The organism is Streptomyces sp. 1-11, assembly GCF_007176755.1.
Classification (GTDB): Bacteria; Actinomycetota; Actinomycetes; order Streptomycetales; family Streptomycetaceae; genus Streptomyces.
In genome coordinates this window covers 190308-209795 of sequence record NZ_BJTV01000006.1, presented here as the reverse complement: position 1 = coordinate 209795, position 19488 = coordinate 190308, and the positions used below count along the sequence as shown (strand labels likewise).

The following is a 19488-nucleotide window of genomic DNA, read 5'->3' as shown; positions in this document are numbered from 1 at the left end:
AGCCGCCGTCGGTCCCCGACCCTCAAGACCGATCGACGGCGGCTCCGGCACACCAGAAAGGGGCGGCACCCTGTGCGGGGGTGCCGCCCCTTCGTGCGCCGGGTGTGGGAACTCCGTCCCGCCCGGGCGCCCCGTCCGGGTACAGTCGGGCGGTGCCCGAGCTGAGGCGGTTGCGCGCCGGTGACGCCCCGGCGGTCCTGGCCTTCGAGCTGGCGAACCGTGCCTACTTCGCCGCCTCGGTCTCCGACCGCGGTGACCAGTTCTTCGAGCGGTTCGCCGACCGGTACCGCGCCCTGCTGGCTGAGCAGGAGGCGGGCGTCTGCGCCTTCCACGTACTCGTCGCCGGGGACGGCCCGGTGCTGGGCCGGTTCAACCTGTACGACTTGGACGACGGCGCCGCCGAGCTCGGCTACCGGGTCGCGCAGCACGTCGCCGGCCGCGGTGTGGCGACCGCGAACGTCCGGGAGCTGTGCCGGCTGGCGGCGGCTCGGTACGGGCTGCGCACGCTGCGGGCGGCCGCTTCCCATGGCAACGCCGCGTCCCGGCGGGTGCTCGCCAAGGCCGGGTTCGTGCCCGTCGGCCCGGCCGGCCCCGCCGACCTGGGCGGGGAGACCGGCACCTGGTACGAGCGCGACCTGGTGCTCCGGCCGTAGGCCGCGATCCGCCCGCCGGGACGGGCGGGGGCACGGCGTGGACACCGCCCGCTGTGACGGGCGGGGGCGCGGCGTGGACACCGCCCGCTGGGACGGGCGCGGGGCATAGTGCGGACACCGGCCGCCGGGGCGGGCGCGGGGCGCGGCGTGGACACCGGCCGCCGAGGCGGGCGCGGGGCACGACTTGGACACCGCCCGGCGGGCGGGCGCGGGGCACGGCGTGGACACCGCCCGCCGGCAGGCCCCTTCGCCGCGTTCCGTATGCCGGCCGCCACGCCACCGCGGGATCCGTGCGCCCGGCGCCTACGCTGGCCTGGTTCCGGGGCCGTGGCGTCGGCCCTTCCGCCCCAGCCGTGAGGAGGGCCCGCGATGGGCTGGACCGCGCAGGACATCCCCGACCAGAGCGGGCGCACCGCCCTGGTCACCGGGGCCAACAGCGGCCTCGGTTACGTCACCGCGCGCGAGCTGGCCCGTAAGGGGGCCCGGGTGGTGCTCGCCTGCCGCGACGAGACGCGGGGGAGGGAGGCCGTCGAGCGGCTGCGCGCCGAGGTGCCGGGCGCCCGGGCGGAGCTGGGCCGGTTGGACCTCGGGGACCTGGCGTCCGTCCGGGAGTTCGCGGCCGGGCTGCCGTACGACCGGCTCGACCTGCTCGTGAACAACGCCGGTGTGATGGCGGTGCCGTACGGCACGACCGCCGACGGCTTCGAGACCCAGTTCGGGATCAACCACCTCGGGCACTTCGCGCTCACCGGGCTGCTGCTGCCCGCCCTGCTGGCCACCCCCGGCGCCCGGATCGTCACCGTGTCCAGCTTCCTCCACGTCATGGCCAACATCGACCCGCGCGACCTCAACAGCGAGCGGCACTACCGGCGCTGGACCGCCTACGCCCGTTCCAAGACCGCCAACCTGCTCTTCACGCACGAGCTGGCCCGCCGGCTGGCCGCCCACGGCTCCCACGTCGTCGCGGCCGCCGCGCACCCGGGGTACGCCGCCACGAACCTCCAGACGGCCGGGCCGCGCGCCGAGGGGCGCCGGGGCGTCGAGCGGGCGATGGAGCTGGCCAACCGCGTCTTCGCCCAGCCGGCGGAGGCGGGCGCGCTGCCCACGCTGTACGCGGCGACCGCGCCCGGGGTCGGACCCGACTCGTTCTGGGGACCCTCCTTCGCGATGTGGCGCGGCTCCCCGGCGCCCTCCCGCCGCGCGCCCTGGACCTCGAACGACGCGGCGGCGACCCGGCTCTGGGCCGCCTCCGAGCGGCTGACGGGCGTGCCGTACGACGCGCTGCGGACCTGACCGGCCGGCAGGGTGAGGACCTGACCGGGCGGCGCGCTGGGGACCTGACCGCCGGCGCGGTGGGGCGCTGTCGTCCGCGCTCGCCGCCGGCCCTGGCCGGCCCCGCCCTGCCGCTGCCCCGGACAGCGCCGCCCCGCCCCCACCCCGGCCGGCCCCCCGGACAGCGCCACCCCGCCGCCTCAGACGCCCCGCACCCGGTACGCCGTCACCCGGACCGACTCGTCGTCCAGGCACTGCCCGGTCTCCAGGTCGAAGCGCTGCTTCAGCAGTGGGGAGGCGACGAACGGGCGGCCGCGGTGGGTGCCGGTCAGGCCGCGGGAGAGGACGGCGGCGCCGCCGAACGGGTCGCGGTTGTCGATGGCGTACAGCCGGTCCGCGCGGTCGCGGAACACGGCCACCTGGCGGCCGTCCGGCAGCAGGGCGGCGATGCCGCGGCCGGGTACCAGCCGGTGCAGGGCGCAGACGGTGAACCAGCCGTCCGCCAGGCGGAGCTGGACCAGCAGGTCGGTCGTCTCGGGTGCCAGGGTCATCGCTGTGCGCTTCCTTCCAGGACGTCGTCGGCCGGGCGCGGGCCGATGGACAGCAGCTGCAGGTCGGGCTTGATCTGATCGCGTTCGGGGACGAAGGCGACCACCGGGTCCGGGGTATCCGGGGCGTTCACGAAGGACACGAACCGGGCCAGTTTCTCGGGGTCGTCGACGGTCGCGGCCCACTCGTCCCGGTAGTGCGCGACATGGGCCCGCATCAGGGCCTCCAGCTCGTCGCAGATGCCGAGCGAGTCGTGCACCACCACGTCCCGCACGTGGTCCAGGCCGCCCGGGATCCGCTCCAGCCAGGTGGCGGTGCGTTCGAGGCGGTCGGCGGTGCGGATGTAGAACATCAGGAACCGGTCGATGAGCCGCACCAGTTCGGCGTCGGACAGGTCCTGCGCGAGCAGGTCGGCGTGGCGCGGGGTGGCGCCGCCGTTGCCGCCGACGTACAGGTTCCAGCCGCTGGACGTGGCGATGACGCCGAAGTCCTTCGACTGGGCCTCCGCGCACTCCCGGGCGCAGCCCGAGACAGCCGACTTGAGCTTGTGCGGGGAGCGCAGGCCCCGGTAGCGCAGCTCCAGGTCGATCGCCATCCGGACCGAGTCCTGCACGCCGTAGCGGCACCAGGTCCGCCCCACGCAGGACTTCACCGTGCGCAGCGACTTGCCGTACGCGTGCCCCGACTCGAAGCCGGCGTCCACCAGGCGGGCCCAGATCAGCGGGAGCTGCTCCACCCGGGCGCCGAACATGTCGATCCGCTGACCGCCGGTGATCTTGGTGTAGAGGCCGAAGTCCCGGGCGACCTCGCCGATCACGATCAGCTTCTCGGGTGCGATCTCGCCGCCGGGTATGCGCGGCACGACCGAGTAGGAGCCGTTCCTCTGCAGGTTGGCGAGGAAGTGGTCGTTGCTGTCCTGCAGGGCCGCCTGCTCGCCGTCAAGCACATAGCCGCTCGCGCCGATCGCCGGGGCGAGCGAGGCGATGATCGAGGCCACCGCCGGCTTGCACACCTCGCAGCCGTCGCCGCCCCGGGCGCCCTCACGGCCGTACCGGTCCAGCAGCTCCCGGTACGAGGTGAGGCGCAGGGCGAGGACGATCTCGTACAGCTCCTCGCGGGTCCGGGCGAAGCAGCCGCACAGGCCCTTGTCCACCGCGACGCCGGACGCCTCCAGCTCGGCCGTGACGAGCTGCCCGAGCACCTTCACGCAACTGCCGCAGCCGGTACCGGCCCTGGTGCACTTCTGCACCTCGGGCACGGTGGTGCACCGGTGCTCGGTGACCGCGCCGCGGACGGCTCCCTTGGTGACGTTGTGGCAGGAGCAGATCACCGCCTCGTCCGGGAGCGCGGACGGCCCGAGCCGGGCCCCCTGGCCGGCTCCGGCGGGCAGGACGAGCGACTCGGGGGAGACGGGGGGCACCGATCCGGTGAGCGCGCGCAGGGTGCCGTACGCCTCCGCGTCGCCGACCAGGATCCCGCCGAGCAGCGTGCCGTCCCGGCCGATGACCAGCTTCTTGTACAAACCCGCGCGGGAGTCGGAGTAGACGACGTCGAGGCAGCCCTCGGCGGTGCCGTGCGCGTCGCCGAAGGAGGCCACGTCCACGCCGAGCAGCTTCAGCTTCGTCGACAGGTCGGCGCCGGTGAAGGCCGCCTCGTCCCCGGCGATGGCCGCCGCCGCCGTCTCCGCCTGCTCGTAGCCCGGGGCCACCAGGCCGTACACCCGGCCGTCCGCGGCCCGCGCGCACTCGCCGATCGCGAACACGCGCGGGTCCGAGACGGTACGGCACTGCTCGTCGACGGTGACGCCGCCGCGTTCGCCGACTTTCAGGCCGCAGTCCCGGGCCAGTTGGTCGCGGGGGCGGACACCGGCGGAGAACACCACCATGTCGGTGGCGAGTTCGGAGCCGTCCGACAGCCTCATGCCGGTGACCGCGCCGCCCTCGTCGACGACGATCTCCTGCGTGCCCACACCGGTGTGCACGCTCAGGCCCATCTCCTCGACGGTGCGCAGCAGCGCCGCGCCACCGCCCTCGTCCACCTGCACCGGCATCAGGCGCGGGGCGAACTCCACGATGTGCGAGGCGAGTCCGAGGCCCTTGAGGGCGCCGGCCGCCTCCAGGCCGAGCAGGCCGCCGCCGACCACCGCGCCGGTGGCCGCTCTGGTCCTCGCGTACTCCTCGATCGCGAGGAGGTCCTCGATGGTCCGGTAGACGAAGCAGCCGGCGGCGTCCCGGTTCGGCACGGGGGGCACGAACGGGCTGGAGCCGGTGGCCAGGACGAGGACGTCGTAGCCGACCACCAGACCCGAGCGGGCCGTCACCTTCCGCGCCTCGCGGTCGACCGTCACCGCCGGGTCGCCGACGTGCAGTTCGATGCCGTGGGCCGTGATGAACCCCATGTCGGTCACGGACAGTTCCTCGGCCGTGCGGCCAGAGAAATACGAGGTGAGCTGCACCCGGTCGTAGGCCGGACGCGGCTCCTCGCACAGCACGACCACGCGGTGGGTGGCGGTCAGGCCGCGCTCGGCCAGCGCTTCGAGGAAGCGCTGGCCGACCATGCCGTGGCCGACGAGCACGATCGTGGGGGTGGCCCCCGGGGTGGCGGTCATCAGGAGCCTCCGTCGTCGGTGAGCAGATGGAGCAGGGGTCCGGAGGAGGGGAGCGGCTCCGCTCCCTCCCAGGCGCGGGCGAGCGCGCCGACGGTGCCGAGTTCGCCGACCAGGACCCCGCCGACCAGGCGGTCGTCGCGGACGACGACCTTGCGGTAGGTGCCCCGGGTGGCGTCGGCGAGCCGGACCACGTCGTCGCCGGGGCGGGCCTCGGGCTCGCCGAACGCGGCCAGGTCGAAGGGGTGCCCGGTTCCGGCCAGGGTGAGCCGGGTCAGCGAGCGGGTCCCGGTGTAGCGGGCGCCGGCGTCGCCGGCGAGCAGGGCGGCCAGGGCCTCGGCCTGTTCCAGGGCCGGGCCGGCGAGGCCGTAGACCGTGCCGTCGTGCCGGGCGCAGTCGCCGACGGCGTGGATGTGCGGGTCGGAGGTGCGCAGCTCGTCGTCGACCAGGACGCCGCCGCGGACGGCGAGGCCGGCCCGCTCCGCCAGACCGGTGCGCGGGCGGACCCCGCAGGCGAGCACCACGAGGTCGGTGTCGAGGGCGTACCCGTCGGCCAGTTCCACCGAGCGGACCGCGCCGCCGACGCACCGCACGTCCCGCACCCGGCACTCGGTGTGCACCTCGACGCCCAGGTCCGTCAGGTGCCGCAGCACCAGGCGGGAGGCGTCCGGGTCTAGCTGGCGTTCCATGAGCCGCTCGGCCTGCTGGGCGAGGACCACCTGCGCGCCGCGCACGGCCAGCGCCCGGGCCGCGGACACGCCGAGCAGCCCGCCGCCGACGACCACCGCCCGCGCGCCCGGCCGTACCGCCTTGGACAGGCCCAGGCAGTCGTCCATCGTGCGGAACGCGTGGACGCCCTCGGGGAGCCGGCGGCCGGGGCCGAACAGGCCGCGCAGCGGCGGCAGCACCGGGTTGGAGCCGGTGGCCAGCACCAGGGTGCCGTAGGCGATCAGCGAGCCGTCGGCGCACCGCAGCCGCCGGGCCGCGCGGTCGATGCCGGTGACCCTGGCGCGCCGGTGGCCGGCGGGCGCGGGGAGGGCGATCACCTCCGGGGCGTACCGCCCGGCCAGCACCTCCGCGAGCAGCACCCGGTTGTACGGCCGGTGCTCCTCCTCGCCGACGAGCAGGGCGGGCGTGCCCAGCTCACCGAGCCGCCGGGCGAGCCGTGCGCCCGCGAGGCCGGCGCCGATCACCACCACACGCGTATTCGAGGTCATGCACCGCAGCGTGCGGCTTCGACGTTACCCGGCCGCATCCCTCCTGTTTCCCGCCGGGAACGCTGCCCTCAGCGGTGCCGGGCGGGGCGTGTGAGGGTCCCCCAAGGCGCCCGGTCGGGGCTGTGAGGTGCGCCGACGCGGGGACGGGCCCCGACCGGCCGGCCCCGCGGGCGGGGTTCAGCGGCTGCCGGTCAGGTGGGCGAAGACCACCACGTTGCCCTGGTAGCCGGTGGCCTTCGTGTAGCCGCCGCCGCAGGTGATGACGCGCAGTTCGGGGCGGGCGGCCGCGCCGTAGACCTTCTCGTCGGGGAAGTCGCTGGCCGCGTACACCTCCACCGCGTCCACGGTGAACACCGCCACACCGCCGTCGCGCCGGTCGATCTCGATCACGGCTCCCCGCCTCAGGGCGCCCAGGTCGTAGAAGACGGCCGGGCCCTCGGTGTTGTCCACGTGGCCCGCGACGATCGCGGTGCCCGTCTCGCCGGGGGTGGTGCCGGCCTCGTACCAGCCGGCGAGGTTCTTGTTCCCGGCGGGCGGCACGTCCAGGCTGCCCGCACGGGTGAGGCCCAGGCCGGTGAGCGGGGCGTTCACCCGGATCGCCGGGATGCGGATGCGGATCGGCGGGGACGGCGCCAGCGCGGTGGCCCGCAGCCGTTCCTCGCCGGGGTCGGGCCTGCCCTCGGCGGCGGCCGGCTGCGGCGGTGCGTGCGTCACGCCCGGGCCGGCGAGCAGCCACACCCCCGCGCCGAGGGCGACCACGGTGACGGCGGCTATCGCGGTGTCTCCGATTCTGGGCACTGGGACCCCCTCTCCCCGGGGCGCCCAGGACAGGCCCCCGGAACGGATCGGCCCGCCACTGGGCGGACCCCCTCCCCCTCCGGGCCGCGAGGGGCGTCGGACCCGGAGGGGGCGGGATGTGCGGTACCGGCGGACGGACAGCGGAGGGTGTCCGTCAGATCCCGTCGCCTCTCGCCCGGCGATGCAGGAGCCAGGTACCGCCCGCGGCGGCGACGGCCAGGGCCGTCACACCCGCCGCGGTCTGCACGGGGTCGGAGCCGAACGCGCCGCCGACCCCCGTCTTCACGCTTCCCCGCGGCTGCACCTGCTCGTGCGCCGCGCCCATGCGCGCCGTGCTCGGCGCCACCACCAGGTCGCCCGTGACCTGCCGGTCGCCCTCGGCGCACTTCGCGACGATCTCGTACGTGCCCGGCTGCGCGCCCGGCGGCACCCGGAACTCGCCGGCCGACTCGCCCTCGTTCTCGCCGGGCGCCAGCATGAAGGTCCCGGCGCCGAGCGCGCCCGCGTCGGCGATCGCGGTGCCCCTCTTTCCGCACGCCGCCGTGTTCACGGTGACCCGGCTGCCCGGCGCCGCGGTGGAGGGGTCGACCAGCAGGCTGCCGGCCGCGGCCGGAGCGTCCCGCGGACGGTCCGGCGCCGGGGCCGCGTTCACCGGCGCCGCGGCGAGTCCCGCCGTGGCCACGGCGAGCGCGGTACCGGTCAGCAGACGGGCGGTGCGTCGCATGGTGCTCCCCAGGGCTGGTCCGTCTCGATCCTCCGACTCGTCCAGGGGCACGCCCCTGCCCTTCCGAGGAAAATCGCAGTCGGGCCGCCGCGCTCTCTGACGATGCGTCAGGAACGTGCTGAACGGGTGGCTCCGGGGGCCCCCGCACGGGCTAGTGGTGGGGAGTCGTGGCTGGTCAGAGACGTGTGAGGGGGCCTGGGGAAGTGCACACGAATGGAGCGCCGGGCGGCGGTGAACGGGTGACCGGCGCCCGCGTGGGCCGGCGAGTGCGGCGAGGGGCGCGCGAAGAGGGCGGCCGCCCCGGTGCCCACTGGACCGGGACGGCCGCCCAACGCGTGACTGTTGCGGCCTAGTTGACGTTGACCGCGCTCCAGGCGGCGGCGACCGCGTTGTACTCCGCGCTGCCCGCGCCGTAGAGGTCCTTGGCCGCGTTCAGGGTGGCCGTGCGGGCGCCCGCGTAGTTGGTGGAGGACGTCATGTAGACCGTCAGCGCCCGGTACCAGATCTTGCCGACCTTGTCCCGGCCGATGCCGGTGACCGTCGAGCCGTTGGACGTCGGCGAGTTGTAGTCGACGCCGTTGATGGTCTTCGCGCCGCTGCCCTCCGCCAGCAGGTAGGCGAAGTGGTTGGCGACGCCCGAGGAGTAGTGCACGTCGAGGTTGCCGACCGACGAGCTCCAGTAGTCCGCGGAGCTGCCGTCCTTGGAGGGCTTGTCCATGAAGCGCAGGGCCGCCTTGCCGAAGCCCGGCTTCACGATCTTCTCGCCGATGAGGTAGTCACCCTGGTCGGAGGAGTTGTTCGCGTACCACTCGACCATCGTGCCGAGGATGTCCGAGGTGGCCTCGTTCAGGCCGCCGGACTCGCCGGAGTAGGTCAGCGCGGCCGTCTTCGACGTCACGCCGTGGCTCATCTCGTGCCCGGCCACGTCCAGCGCCACCAGCGGCCCGAAGGTGGTGCCGTCACCGTCGCCGTACGTCATGCAGAAGCAACTGTCGTCCCAGAAGGCGTTGTTGTAGTTGCTGCCGTAGTGGACGCGGTTGTACGAGCCCTTGCCGTCGCCCGCGATGCCGTTGCGGCCGTGGACGTTCTTGTAGTAGTCCCAGGTCTCGTTGGTGCCGTACTGGGCGTCGACGGCGGCCGAGGCGCGGTCGGCGGTGGCGCCCGAGCCCCAGTGGTTGTCGGCGTCCGTGAACAGGGTGGCGGGCGCCCGGCTGAAGCAGATGCCGAAGAAGCACAGGTCGGTCTTGCCCTCCGCGTCACCGGTGTAGGTGTTGCCGCGGGTCGGGTCCTTGAGCTGGTACGAGGAGCCGGACTGCGTGGTCTCCATCGGAACGGTCCCGCTGTACAGCGACTTGCCGTCGCCGGTGACCGTCTCGATGCTGTCCCAGGCGTCGATCTGGGCGCCGGTGCGGGCGTCGGTCAGCACGGTCCGGGCGACCGGGTTGCCGAGCGAGTCCTGGCCGACGGCGTTGGTGCGCCAGGCGAGCTTGGGGGCGCCGTGCAGGGCGTCGACGACCAGCTCGGGCTTGGCCTTCACCTGCCGCAGCTTCTCGCCGAGGTTGGCGGCCCGCAGGGCGTTCACCGCGAGGCCGGCGGCCCTGGGGGCGGACAGCTTCGGGGTGGTGGAGGGGACGGAGATCCTGGTTCTGGTCGCGCGGTCGGCGCCGCGGTAGGCGCCGCCCGGCGCCAGGTGGACGACGAAGTCACCGCCCAGGACCGGCAGTTGACGGTAGGTGCGGTCGTAGCGGACGTGCTGGGTGCCGTTGCTGTCGACGATCACGTCCCGGACGCTGGTGTCCTGGGCGGAGGTCAGGCCGAGGGTCTTCGCCTGGGCCACGAGGGCCGCGGCCGCGTTCTCGACGGCGGTGGCCCGGGTCGGGCGGCCGTCGGCGTGGGCGGCGGGGGAGAGGGCGGCGGCCAGCAGGGCCGCCGTGGTCGCGGCGACGCCGGCGGTGGCGAGACGACGGGAACCCCGGATGTGCTGACGTATCCGACTCATCTGTCTCCTTGGGGAGGCGCCTTCGAGGCGTGGGGGGCGTGGGCGCTGCGCTGACTGAGATTTAAGGGGCCATGACATGTCATGTCCATAGCGCCTTCATGGAGATGTGTGAGGAGGCGGCGTAGGTGGAGAATCGTTTCCGTGATCACTTCGGACGCCCTGGGCCCCCGGCCGTTCTTCGTCTACGGCACCCTTCGCCCCGGTGAGCGCAACCACGGACTGTTCCTGCGCGGCCGTACCGACCGGGAGCAACCCGGACGGCTCCCGGGCGCGGCGCTGTACGACGGCCCCGGCTACCCCTACGCCGTCGACGAACCCGGCGCGGCGGTCACCGGCGAACTGGTCACCGCGTCACCGCGGTCCTACGCCGGACTCCTGACCGAACTCGACCGCCTGGAGGAGTACGTCCCGGGCGACCCCGGCAACCTCTACGAACGGGTCTCCCGGACCGTCGAACTCCCCGACGGCACGACGGCGCCCGCCTGGGTCTACCTGGCGGCCCCCGCCGTCGCCGCCCGCCTGCGGACCCGGGGACGGCGCATAGCCGGCGGCGACTGGCTGGAACGCGGTTGAGGGAACCGGCCGGCCGCCCCGGGGCCCCCCGGCGTCGCCTACTCCTGTGCGCCGAGGGGTTCCACCCGCACCGCGCACGTCTTGAACTCCGGCATCTTCGACGTCGGGTCCAGGGCGGGGTTCGTGAGGGTGTTGGCCCTGCCCTCGCCCGGCCAGTGGAAGGGCATGAAGACCGTGTCGGGGCGGATGGCGGCGGTGATGCGCGCGGGGGCCACGGCCCGGCCCCGCCGGGAGACCACCGCCAGCGGGTCGCCCTCGACAGCGCCGAGGCGGGCCGCGAGGCGCGGGTGCAGCTCGACGAACGGGCCGGGCGCGGCCGCGTTCAGCTCCGCCACCCTGCGGGTCTGCGCCCCCGACTGGTACTGGGACACCACCCGGCCGGTGGTCAGCAGCAGCGGGTACTCCGCGTCCGGCTCCTCCGCACTGGCCCGGTGCGCCACGGCGGCGAACCGCGCCCGGCCGTCGTCGGTGGCGAAGCGGTCGAGGAACAGGCGGGGGGTGCCGGGATGGACGGCGCCCGGGGCCCGGGTCGGCCCGCCGACGCTGTGCGCGCCGTTCGCGCCACACATGCCGTCCGCGTCGGTGTGCGCCGGGTGCGAAACGGGTGCCGAGTCCGCCGGGGGCTCGGGGCAGGGCCAGAACACGCCGTTCTCCTCCGCCAGGCGGCGGTAGGTGATCCCCGAGTAGTCGGCGGGACCGCCCGCGCTGGCGCGGCGCAGTTCCTCGAAGACCTCCTCCGGGTCGGCCGGGAAGCCCTTCTCCACGCCCAGCCGGGCGGCCAGTGCGCGCAGCACCTCCAGGTCGCTGCGGATCCCGGGGGGCGGGGCCACGGCCCGGCGGCGCAGCAGCACCCTGCCCTCCAGACTGGTCGTGGTGCCCGTCTCCTCGGCCCACTGCGTGACCGGCAGGACCACGTCCGCCAGTTCCGCCGTCTCCGACCGGACGACGTCGCACACCGCCAGGAAGTCCAGCGAGCGCAGCCGCTCCTCCACGTGCGCCGCGCGCGGCGCCGACACCACCGGGTTGGACCCCATCAGCAGCAGCGCCCGGATGTCCGTGCCCAGCGCGTCCAGCAGCTCGTACGCGCTGCGTCCGGGGCCGGGCAGGCTGTCCGGGTCCACGCCCCACACCCCGGCCACGTGCCGCCGCGCCGCCGGGTCGTCGAGCTTGCGGTAACCGGGCAACTGGTCGGCCTTCTGGCCGTGTTCGCGCCCGCCCTGCCCGTTGCCCTGCCCGGTCAGGCAGCCGTACCCGGACAGCGGACGGCCCGCCCGGCCGGTCGCCAGGCACAGGTTGATCCACGCGCCCACCGTGTCGGTGCCCTTGGACTGCTGCTCGGGCCCGCGCGCCGTGAGCACCATCGCGGCCCGGGGCTCGCAGAACATCCGTACCGCCTGCCGCAGTCGGGGGACGGGGACCCCCGTGATCCGCTCCACGTGCTCCGGCCAGTGCGCCATCGCCGCCGCCCGGGCCTCCTCCCAGCCGGCCGTGCGCTCCCGGATGTACTCCTCGTCCGTGCGGCCCTCGGCCACCACCAGGTGCAACAGGCCCAGCGCCAGGGCGAGATCGGTGCCCGGGCGGGGCGCCAGGTGCAGGTCCGCCTGCTCGGCCGTCCGGGTGCGCCGCGGGTCGACGACGATCAGCGTGCCGCCGTTGTCGCGCAGTTCGCCGAAGAAGCGCAGCGACGGCGGCATCGTCTCGGCGAGGTTGGAGCCGACCAGGATGACGCAGCCGGTGCGCGGGATGTCCTCCAGCGGGAACGGCAGACCCCGGTCCAGGCCGAACGCCTTCGTGCCGGCGGCCGCCGCCGAGGACATGCAGAACCGCCCGTTGTAGTCGATCTGCGAGGTGCCGAGCACCACCCGCGCGAACTTGCCGAGCCCGTACGCCTTCTCGTTCGTCAGCCCGCCCCCGCCGAACACCCCCACCGCGTCGGGCCCGCCGCGCGCACGCGCCGACGACAGCGCGCCGGCGATCCGGTCCAGCGCCTCGTCCCAGCCCGCCGGCACCAGCCGCCCGCCGGACCGGACCAGCGGCGAGGTCAGCCGGGCCGCCGGCGACAGCACCTGGGCGGCCGTACGGCCCTTGCCGCACAGCGCGCCCCGGTTCACCGGGAAGTCCGGCCGCTCGGTCACCTCGACGCCCCCCTGCGGCAGGGGCGTGACGTTCATCCCGCACTGCAGGGCGCAGTACGGGCAGTGCGTGGGCGTCGCGGTGGTCTCCATGCCGACCAGCGTGCTTCCGGCGTGTTACGGCCCGCGGCGGCCCCTTGTTACACGGCCGGGAAGCCGGCCTCCCCGTGCCCGGCCACCCGCCGTGAGGCCCCGGCCACCGGCCCGACGCGAGCGTCCCGCGCGATCACCGACCCGACGCGAGCGCCCGCGCCACGCCGGGTTCCTTCGGCCCGAGGAACCGCGGATCCGGCCGGAACACCGCGTCCAGCACCGCCTTGCCCGCCGCGAACACCTCGCGGGTGCCGCCGTAGTACCAGGTCACGTCGTGCTTGGCGTCGACCCCGACGCCGTACGAGTCCACCCCCGCCGCCTCGCACAGCGCCACCGCCCGCCGGATGTGGAAGCCCTGGCTGATCAGCACCGCCCGGTCCACACCGAAGATCTTCTTGGCCCGTACACAGGAGTCCCAGGTGTCGAAGCCCGCGTAGTCGCCGACGATCCGCGCGTCCGGCACCCCGTGCCGGGTCAGGTAGGCGCGCATGGCGTCGGGCTCGTCGTAGTCCTCGCGGCTGTTGTCCCCGGTGACGAGGACGGCCTCGATCCGCCCCTCCCGGTACAGCCTGGCCGCCGCGTCCAGCCGGTGCGCGAGGTAGAGCGACGGCTCCCCGTCCCGGAGGCCGGCCCCGAACACCACCGCGACCTCGGTGCGCGGGGCGTCCGCCGCGGTCCGCAGCCGGTCCGCCGTCGACACGTACAGCCAGGTCACCGGCAGCAGCGCCAGCACGCACCCGGCCATCACGGTCTGCACCAGGCGCCGCCACCCCTTGCGGGTGCGCGGCAGCCGCGGCCGGCTCATCTTCATGCTGTACTCCCGAGATCGGTTCCCACCGGGAGGACGCGGGCCGGCGGTCTCCGGTTCGGTCCGTCCGCCCGTGTCGTCTCGGTCCGTCCGCCCGTCTCGTCCTCTCTCGTCCTCACGGCGTGCATCCGTACGCGGTGAACCGGCGGAAAACACCCGTGACCGTCCGGCAACGGCGGCGCAACGAACCCCCGTCAGGATCACTGCCATGACCGGGTCAGACCCGCACAGCGACGACCTCACCCACTCCGACAGCACGATGCACCTCATGAACAGCGCCGGCGGCCGGCCCGCCGACCGGCTCCGGCTCGTCCCGCCGAGCGCACGCCTAGGCCCGGACCTCGCCCCGCCCGCCCTGGTCCTGGTCGCGCACGGCAGCCGCGACCCGGGCGCGCCGCGCACCGTACGGGCCCTGCGGGATCGGGTGCGCGAGCAGCGCCCCGGCCTGCCCGTCCACCTGGGCCACATCGAGCTGAACGAGCCGCTGCTCCCGGACACCCTGGCCGCGCTGGGAGCGTCCCCCGCGATCCTCGTACCGCTGCTCCTCGGCCGGGGCTACCACGTCAAGCGGGACATCCCCGAGATGGCCGCCGCCTCGCCCGCACGCACGCGCGTGGCCGCCCCGCTGGGCCCGCACCCGCTCCTGGTGGACGTGCTGCACACCCGCCTGCTGGAGGCGGGCTGGCCCCCGGCCGGGGACTCCGCCGTGCGCCGCGCGGGCGCGGTCGTCCTCGCGGCGGCGGGCTCCCGCGACCCCGACTCGGCCGCCGACACCCGCCGCACGGCCCGCCTGCTCGCCGAGCGCCTCGGCGTCCCGGTCGTCCCCGCCTACGCCTCGGCGGCGAGCCCGACGGTGGCCACCGCGGTACGGGCGCTGGCCGCGCGCGGCCGCGACCGGGTGGCGGTCGCCTCCTGCTTCACCGCGCCGGGGCGCTTCGCGGCCCAGTGCGCCCGGGAGGCGCCGTGGATCGCCGCGCAGCCCCTGGGCGCCCACGAGGCGATGGCCCGCCTCGTCCTGCACCGCTACGACCAGGCGCGGGCACGGACCGGGGCGGACCTGGCGTCGGCCTGAGACCGGGGACGGCGGAACCGGCGGCCCGACACGCCCCGGCGGCCGGTCGGGCGCCCCGAGCCCCGCGATTGTCGGCTCCGCCCCGTACTGTCGAGTCATGGAAGGCACCGCAGGCACCAGCACCGCACCCACCTCGGCCTACGACCCGGCGTCGGCCGAACGCTGGGCGCCCGAACCCGACAAACGGCCGGGCCGCACCGCCTTCCAGCGCGACCGCGCCCGCGTCCTGCACTCCGCCGCCCTGCGCCGCCTGGCCGGCAAGACCCAGGTGGTCACACCGGGGACCCGCAGCCCGGCCTGGGACGCCACTCCCCGCACGCGCCTGACCCACTCCCTGGAGTGCGCCCAGGTCGGCCGTGAGCTGGGCGCCGCCCTCGGCTGCGACCCCGACCTGGTCGAGGCGGCCTGCCTCTCCCACGACCTCGGCCACCCGCCCTTCGGCCACAACGGCGAACAGGCCCTGAACGAGTTCGCCGACGACTGCGGCGGTTTCGAGGGCAACGCGCAGTCCCTGAGACTGCTCACCCGCATCGAGCCCAAGCGGTTCACCCCCGAGGGCTCCGTCGGCCTCAACCTCACCCGGGCCGCCCTCGACGCCGCCACCAAGTACCCCTGGCCGCGCGGCGCCCACCCCACCGACCCGGCCTCCGTGAAGTTCGGCGTGTACGAGGACGACCGCCCGGTGTTCGACTGGGTCCGCAGGGCCGCCCCCGGCACCCGCACCTGCTTCGAGGCGCAGGTCATGGACTGGTCGGACGACGTGGCCTACTCGGTGCACGACGTCGAGGACGGCCTGCACGCCGGCCACATCGACCCGGACCTGCTGCGCGCCGGAGCCGAACGGCAGGCGGTGTTCGAGGTCGCCGTCGGCCGGTACGTCCCGGCGGACACCGACCCCGCCGAACTGGCCGAGGCCCTCGACCGGCTCCAGGCCCAGCCGTGGTGGCCGCACGGCTACGACGGCACGGCCGTCGCCCAGGCCCGCCTCAAGGACGCCACCAGCCAGCTCATCGGCCGGTTCTGCCTGGCCGCCGAGACCGCCACCCGGGCCGCGTACGGCGGCGGCCGGCTCACCCGCTACGGCGCCGAACTCGTCGTGCCCCGCGCCACCCGCATGGAGTGCGCGGTCCTCAAGGCGGTCGCCGACCGGTACGTGATGCAGCGCGCCGAGCAGGAGCGGCTGCGCGCCGACCAGCGGGTGGTCGTGGCCGAGCTGGCCGAGGCGCTCACCGCCCGCGCGCCGGACGGCCTCGAGCCCCAGTTCCGGGCACTGTTCGACGAGGCGCCCGACGACCTCGCGCGCAAACGGGTGATCGTCGACCAGATCGCCTCCCTGACCGACGCCTCGGCCCGCTCGCTGCACGCGAGACTGACGGGGCATATCCAGTGGGAAAGTGCCCCGCCGGTGGCCTGATCGGGGCACCCCCTCTTCCCGCAGCACGCCCGGTGCGGGACGCTCGCACATGGCGGCACCCTTACGAGGAGGCATCAAGTGGTCGACGCGGATCAGACATTCGTCATCGTCGGAGGCGGCCTCGCCGGCGCCAAGGCGGCCGAGACGCTCCGTGCGGAGGGCTTCACCGGCCGGGTGATACTGATCTGCGACGAGCGCGACCACCCCTACGAGCGTCCCCCGCTGTCCAAGGGCTACCTGCTCGGCAAGGAGGAGCGGGACAGCGTCTTCGTGCACGAGCCCGCCTGGTACGCGCGCAACGACGTCGAACTGCACCTCGGCCAGACCGTGGACCGGATCGACCGCGCCGCGAAGACCGTGCGCTTCGGCGACGACGGCACCCTGGTCCACTACGACAAGCTGCTGCTCGCCACCGGCGCGGAACCCCGCCGCCTGGACATCCCCGGCACCGGCCTGGCCGGCGTGCACCACCTGCGCCGGCTCGCCCACGCCGAGCGGCTCAAGGGCGTCCTGACCGCGCTCGGCCGGGACAACGGCCACCTGGTGATCGCCGGCGCCGGCTGGATCGGCCTGGAGGTCGCGGCGGCGGCCCGCGAGTACGGCGCCGAGGTCACCGTGATCGAGCCCGCACCGACACCGCTGCACGGCGTCCTCGGCCCCGAGCTGGGCAACGTCTTCGCGGAGCTGCACCGCGCCCACGGCGTCCGCTTCCGCTTCGGGGTGCGACTCACCGAGATCGTCGGCCAGGACGGCGTGGTCCTCGCCGCCCGCACCGACGACGGCGAGGAGCACCCCGCGCACGCCGTGCTCGCGGCGATCGGCGCGGCCCCGCGCACCGCCCTCGCCGAGGCGGCCGGTCTTGAGCTGGCCGACCGGGAGCACGGCGGCGGGATCGTGGTGGACGAACGGCTGCGCACGTCCGACCCCGACATCCACGCGGCCGGGGACGTCGCCTCCTTCCCGCACCCCCTGTTCGGCACCCGGCTGCGCGTCGAGCACTGGGCCAACGCCCTGAACGGCGGCCCGGCCGCCGCCCGCGCGATGCTCGGCAAGGACGTCGGCTACGACCGCGTGCCCTACTTCTTCACCGACCAGTACGACCTGGGCATGGAGTACAGCGGCTGGGCGCCGCCCGGGTCGTACGACGAGGTGGTCATCCGGGGCGACGCGGGGAAGCGGGAGTTCATCGCGTTCTGGGTCCGGGAGGGCCGGGTGCTGGCCGGGATGAACGTGAACGTGTGGGATGTCACAGAACCCGTCCAGAACCTCATCCGTTCCCGGGCCCGGGTGGACACGCACGCGCTCGCCGACCCCCACGTGCCTCTGGAACGCCTCGGTTCCTGATCTCCGCGGCCACCGGGACTGTCGTACGGGCCCCGTAGAATCGCATCGTGGCAGGACGGATCAACGACGAGGACGTGAAGGCGGTACGGGACGCGGTCCCGATCGACGCCGTGGTCTCCGAGTACCTCCAGCTGCGCAACGCCGGGGGCGGCAACCTCAAGGGACTGTGCCCCTTCCACGACGAGAAGTCGCCGTCCTTCCAGGTCAGCCCGAGCAAGGGCCTCTTCCACTGCTTCGGCTGCCAGGAGGGCGGCGACACCCTCACGTTCGTGATGAAGATCGACCACCTCTCCTTCTCGGAGGCGGTCGAGCGCCTGGCCGCCCAGGCCGGCATCACGCTGCGCTACGAGGAGGGCGGGTACAACCCCGCCCACCAGCGCGGCGAGCGCATCCGTCTGGTCGAGGCGCACAAGATCGCCGCCCAGTGGTACGCCGAGCAGCTCGCCGACGGCGCCGAGGCCGAGACCGGCCGGGTCTTCCTCGCCGAGCGCGGCTTCGACCAGGCCGCCGCCGTCCACTTCGGCGTCGGCTACAGCCCCCAGGGCTGGGACCACCTCACCCGCTATCTGCGCGGCAAGGGCTTCACCGACAAGGAACTGATCCTGTCCGGCCTCTCCCAGGAGGGCCGCCGCGGCCCCATCGACCGGTTCCGGGGCCGTCTGATGTGGCCCATCCGGGACATCGGCGGCGAGGTCGTCGGCTTCGGCGCCCGCAAGCTGTACGAGGCGGACAACGGGCCGAAGTACCTGAACACGCCCGAGACGGCGATCTACAAGAAGTCCCAGGTCCTGTACGGCATCGACCTGGCCAAGCAGCACATCGCCAAGACCAGCCGGGCCGTCGTCGTCGAGGGCTACACCGACGTCATGGCCTGCCACCTGGCCGGGGTCACCACGGCCATCGCCACCTGCGGCACCGCGTTCGGCGGCGACCACATCAAGATCCTGCGCCGGCTCCTGATGGACAACGGCTCGGCCCGGGTGATCTTCACCTTCGACGGCGACGCGGCCGGCCAGAAGGCCGCCCTGCGCGCCTTCGAGGACGACCAGAAGTTCGCCGCCGAGACCTACATCGCCATCGCCCCCGACGGCATGGACCCCTGCGAGCTGCGCCTGGCCAAGGGCGACGAGGCCGTCGCCGACCTGGCCGAACCGCGCACACCGCTGTTCGAGTTCGCGCTGCGCCAGATCGTCGCCCGCTACGATCTGGACACCCCGGCCGGCCGGGCCGCCGCCCTGGACGAGGCCGCCCCGGTCGTCGCCCGCATCAAGAACAGCGGCGCCCAGCACGAGGTGGCCGTCGAACTGGCCGGGATGCTCGGCATCCTCGACACCCAGTTCGTGGTCAAGCGGGTCGCCCAGCTCGCCCGCTGGGCCCGCGAACGCGGCGGCAAGGGCGGGCCGCAGCAGCAGCCCCGCGGCCCGCAGCAGCAGTGGGAGGCCGGACCCCGCACCGCGGCCCCGTCCGGCCCGGCCCTCACCCTGCGCAACCCGGTCTACGCCGCCGAGCGCGAACTGCTCAAACTCGCCCTCCAGCGGCCCGACCTGGTCTCCCCGGCCTTCGACGCGTACGGCGTCGACGAGTTCACCGCGCCGCCCTACGCCGCGGTGCGCCGGACCATCGCGGAGGCGGGCGGCGCCGAGTACGGCGTCGAGGACGGACAGGAGTACCTGGTCCGGGTCCGGGACGCCGCGCCCGACGACACCGTCCGCGCGACGGTCACCGAACTGGCCGTGGAGCCGATCCTGCGCCGCACGGTGGACGAGACGTACGCCGGCACGGTGCTGGTGCAGATCCGCCGCCGGGCCGTGGAGCGCCGCATCCGTGACATCCAGTCACAGCTCACCCGTCTGTCCACCGGTGGCGACCCAGCCCAACTGGCCGCCGTGCAGAACGAGATGTGGGTCCTCCAGCAGTACGACCAGCGCCTGCGGGAACGGGGCGCGCAGGCGCTGTGAGGGCCCTGCCCCCTCCGCGCGGCCTCCCGCGGCGTCACCGGCGCCGCCGTCCGCGGTTGCCGGGCGCATAGTCCGGCGGGCCGGGTAACCACCGCGTCACGGACCGGATGCAAAAAGTCACCGCACGACCCTCGTGACAGCGATGTGTCTTACCCCACACTGGGTGCGGCGCCCGCGTCCGGCGGTGCCAGCCCCAGGAGCGCATGCCGTCGACTCTCCGCTCCCGAAGTACCGCTGCCGCACCCTCCGCGCAGCGATCATCCTGGAGGTCGCCCCC

Annotated in this window: 15 protein-coding genes; 7 read left to right on the top strand and 8 right to left on the bottom strand. The window is 74.6% G+C overall.

The window, feature by feature from the left end; genetic code table 11:
* Positions 1–152: 152 nt before the first annotated feature.
* The gene (locus TNCT1_RS15145) at positions 153–653 is read left to right on the top strand and encodes a GNAT family N-acetyltransferase (RefSeq protein ID WP_143632060.1); all 501 of its coding nucleotides are present in this window, start codon (positions 153–155) and stop codon (positions 651–653) included.
* 369 nt (positions 654–1022) lie between these two features.
* Complete coding sequence (locus TNCT1_RS15140; RefSeq protein ID WP_143632058.1) at positions 1023–1946, top strand: oxidoreductase; 924 nt, start codon at positions 1023–1025, stop codon at positions 1944–1946.
* A gap of 179 nt (positions 1947–2125) precedes the next feature.
* Here TNCT1_RS15140 and nirD read toward each other — a convergent pair whose 3' ends face one another.
* The 6 genes from nirD to TNCT1_RS15110 all read right to left on the bottom strand — a co-directional run bounded on the left by nirD (position 2126) and on the right by TNCT1_RS15110 (position 9817).
* Positions 2126–2476: a nitrite reductase small subunit NirD gene (gene nirD / locus TNCT1_RS15135; protein WP_143632056.1), complete on the bottom strand. Its 351-nt coding sequence runs from the start codon at positions 2474–2476 to the stop codon at positions 2126–2128.
* The gene (gene nirB, locus TNCT1_RS15130) at positions 2473–5082 is read right to left on the bottom strand and encodes a nitrite reductase large subunit NirB (RefSeq protein WP_143632054.1); all 2610 of its coding nucleotides are present in this window, start codon (positions 5080–5082) and stop codon (positions 2473–2475) included. Before nirB ends, nirD begins: the two co-directional genes overlap by 4 nt.
* Positions 5082–6296 carry an NAD(P)/FAD-dependent oxidoreductase gene (locus tag TNCT1_RS15125; protein WP_143632052.1) on the bottom strand — a complete coding sequence of 405 codons (1215 nt, stop codon included), beginning with the start codon at positions 6294–6296 and terminating at the stop codon, positions 5082–5084. Before TNCT1_RS15125 ends, nirB begins: the two co-directional genes overlap by 1 nt.
* A 177-nt stretch (positions 6297–6473) precedes the next feature.
* The gene (locus TNCT1_RS15120; RefSeq protein WP_143632050.1) at positions 6474–7094 is read right to left on the bottom strand and encodes a class F sortase; all 621 of its coding nucleotides are present in this window, start codon (positions 7092–7094) and stop codon (positions 6474–6476) included.
* Between the two features lie 154 nt (positions 7095–7248).
* Positions 7249–7818 carry a hypothetical protein gene (locus TNCT1_RS15115; protein WP_143632048.1) on the bottom strand — a complete coding sequence of 190 codons (570 nt, stop codon included), beginning with the start codon at positions 7816–7818 and terminating at the stop codon, positions 7249–7251.
* Positions 7819–8167: 349 nt separating this feature from the next.
* Positions 8168–9817, bottom strand: a complete 1650-nt coding sequence (locus TNCT1_RS15110; RefSeq protein ID WP_143632047.1) for a M4 family metallopeptidase — start codon at positions 9815–9817, stop codon at positions 8168–8170.
* Positions 9818–9958: 141 nt separating this feature from the next.
* On the opposite strand from TNCT1_RS15110, the gene TNCT1_RS15105 reads away from it, so the two are divergent.
* Entirely contained in the window at positions 9959–10390 is a 432-nt protein-coding gene (locus TNCT1_RS15105; RefSeq protein ID WP_373920474.1) for a gamma-glutamylcyclotransferase family protein, read from the top strand.
* A 38-nt stretch (positions 10391–10428) separates the two neighbouring features.
* Here TNCT1_RS15105 and TNCT1_RS15100 read toward each other — a convergent pair whose 3' ends face one another.
* Together TNCT1_RS15100 and TNCT1_RS15095 are read right to left on the bottom strand one after the other, a co-directional pair.
* Positions 10429–12615: a molybdopterin oxidoreductase family protein gene (locus TNCT1_RS15100; RefSeq protein ID WP_143632042.1), complete on the bottom strand. Its 2187-nt coding sequence runs from the start codon at positions 12613–12615 to the stop codon at positions 10429–10431.
* Between the two features lie 133 nt (positions 12616–12748).
* A complete protein-coding gene (locus TNCT1_RS15095; RefSeq protein ID WP_143632039.1) occupies positions 12749–13426 on the bottom strand; it encodes a vancomycin high temperature exclusion protein in 678 nt (225 codons plus the stop codon).
* Positions 13427–13631: 205 nt separating this feature from the next.
* Here TNCT1_RS15095 and TNCT1_RS15090 point away from each other — a divergent pair, with 205 nt between their 5' ends.
* From TNCT1_RS15090 to dnaG, 4 genes are all read left to right on the top strand, one after another.
* Positions 13632–14495, top strand: a complete 864-nt coding sequence (locus TNCT1_RS15090; RefSeq protein WP_143632036.1) for a sirohydrochlorin chelatase — start codon at positions 13632–13634, stop codon at positions 14493–14495.
* Positions 14496–14592: 97 nt separating this feature from the next.
* Positions 14593–15909 (top strand): deoxyguanosinetriphosphate triphosphohydrolase, encoded by a 1317-nt coding sequence (locus TNCT1_RS15085; RefSeq protein WP_143632033.1) that lies wholly within the window; start codon positions 14593–14595, stop codon positions 15907–15909.
* A 78-nt stretch (positions 15910–15987) separates the two neighbouring features.
* A complete protein-coding gene (locus tag TNCT1_RS15080; protein ID WP_143632030.1) occupies positions 15988–17253 on the top strand; it encodes an NAD(P)/FAD-dependent oxidoreductase in 1266 nt (421 codons plus the stop codon).
* 47 nt (positions 17254–17300) lie between these two features.
* The gene (gene dnaG / locus TNCT1_RS15075; RefSeq protein ID WP_143632027.1) at positions 17301–19211 is read left to right on the top strand and encodes a DNA primase; all 1911 of its coding nucleotides are present in this window, start codon (positions 17301–17303) and stop codon (positions 19209–19211) included.
* Positions 19212–19488 lie beyond the last annotated feature (277 nt).

What these genes read in the sequence shown, in the direction of transcription:
- TNCT1_RS15095 (WP_143632039.1), bottom strand. Translation starts at nt 13,426, where the DNA reads ATGAAGATGAGCCGGCCGCGGCTGCCGCGCACCCGCAAGGGGTGGCGG.
- nirB (WP_143632054.1), bottom strand. Translation starts at nt 5,082, where the DNA reads ATGACCGCCACCCCGGGGGCCACCCCCACGATCGTGCTCGTCGGCCAC.
- TNCT1_RS15125 (WP_143632052.1), bottom strand. Translation starts at nt 6,296, where the DNA reads ATGACCTCGAATACGCGTGTGGTGGTGATCGGCGCCGGCCTCGCGGGC.
- TNCT1_RS15085 (WP_143632033.1), top strand. Translation starts at nt 14,593, where the DNA reads ATGGAAGGCACCGCAGGCACCAGCACCGCACCCACCTCGGCCTACGAC.
- TNCT1_RS15110 (WP_143632047.1), bottom strand. Translation starts at nt 9,817, where the DNA reads ATGAGTCGGATACGTCAGCACATCCGGGGTTCCCGTCGTCTCGCCACC.
- TNCT1_RS15090 (WP_143632036.1), top strand. Translation starts at nt 13,632, where the DNA reads ATGACCGGGTCAGACCCGCACAGCGACGACCTCACCCACTCCGACAGC.
- TNCT1_RS15100 (WP_143632042.1), bottom strand. Translation starts at nt 12,615, where the DNA reads ATGGAGACCACCGCGACGCCCACGCACTGCCCGTACTGCGCCCTGCAG.
- nirD (WP_143632056.1), bottom strand. Translation starts at nt 2,476, where the DNA reads ATGACCCTGGCACCCGAGACGACCGACCTGCTGGTCCAGCTCCGCCTG.
- TNCT1_RS15115 (WP_143632048.1), bottom strand. Translation starts at nt 7,818, where the DNA reads ATGCGACGCACCGCCCGTCTGCTGACCGGTACCGCGCTCGCCGTGGCC.
- TNCT1_RS15140 (WP_143632058.1), top strand. Translation starts at nt 1,023, where the DNA reads ATGGGCTGGACCGCGCAGGACATCCCCGACCAGAGCGGGCGCACCGCC.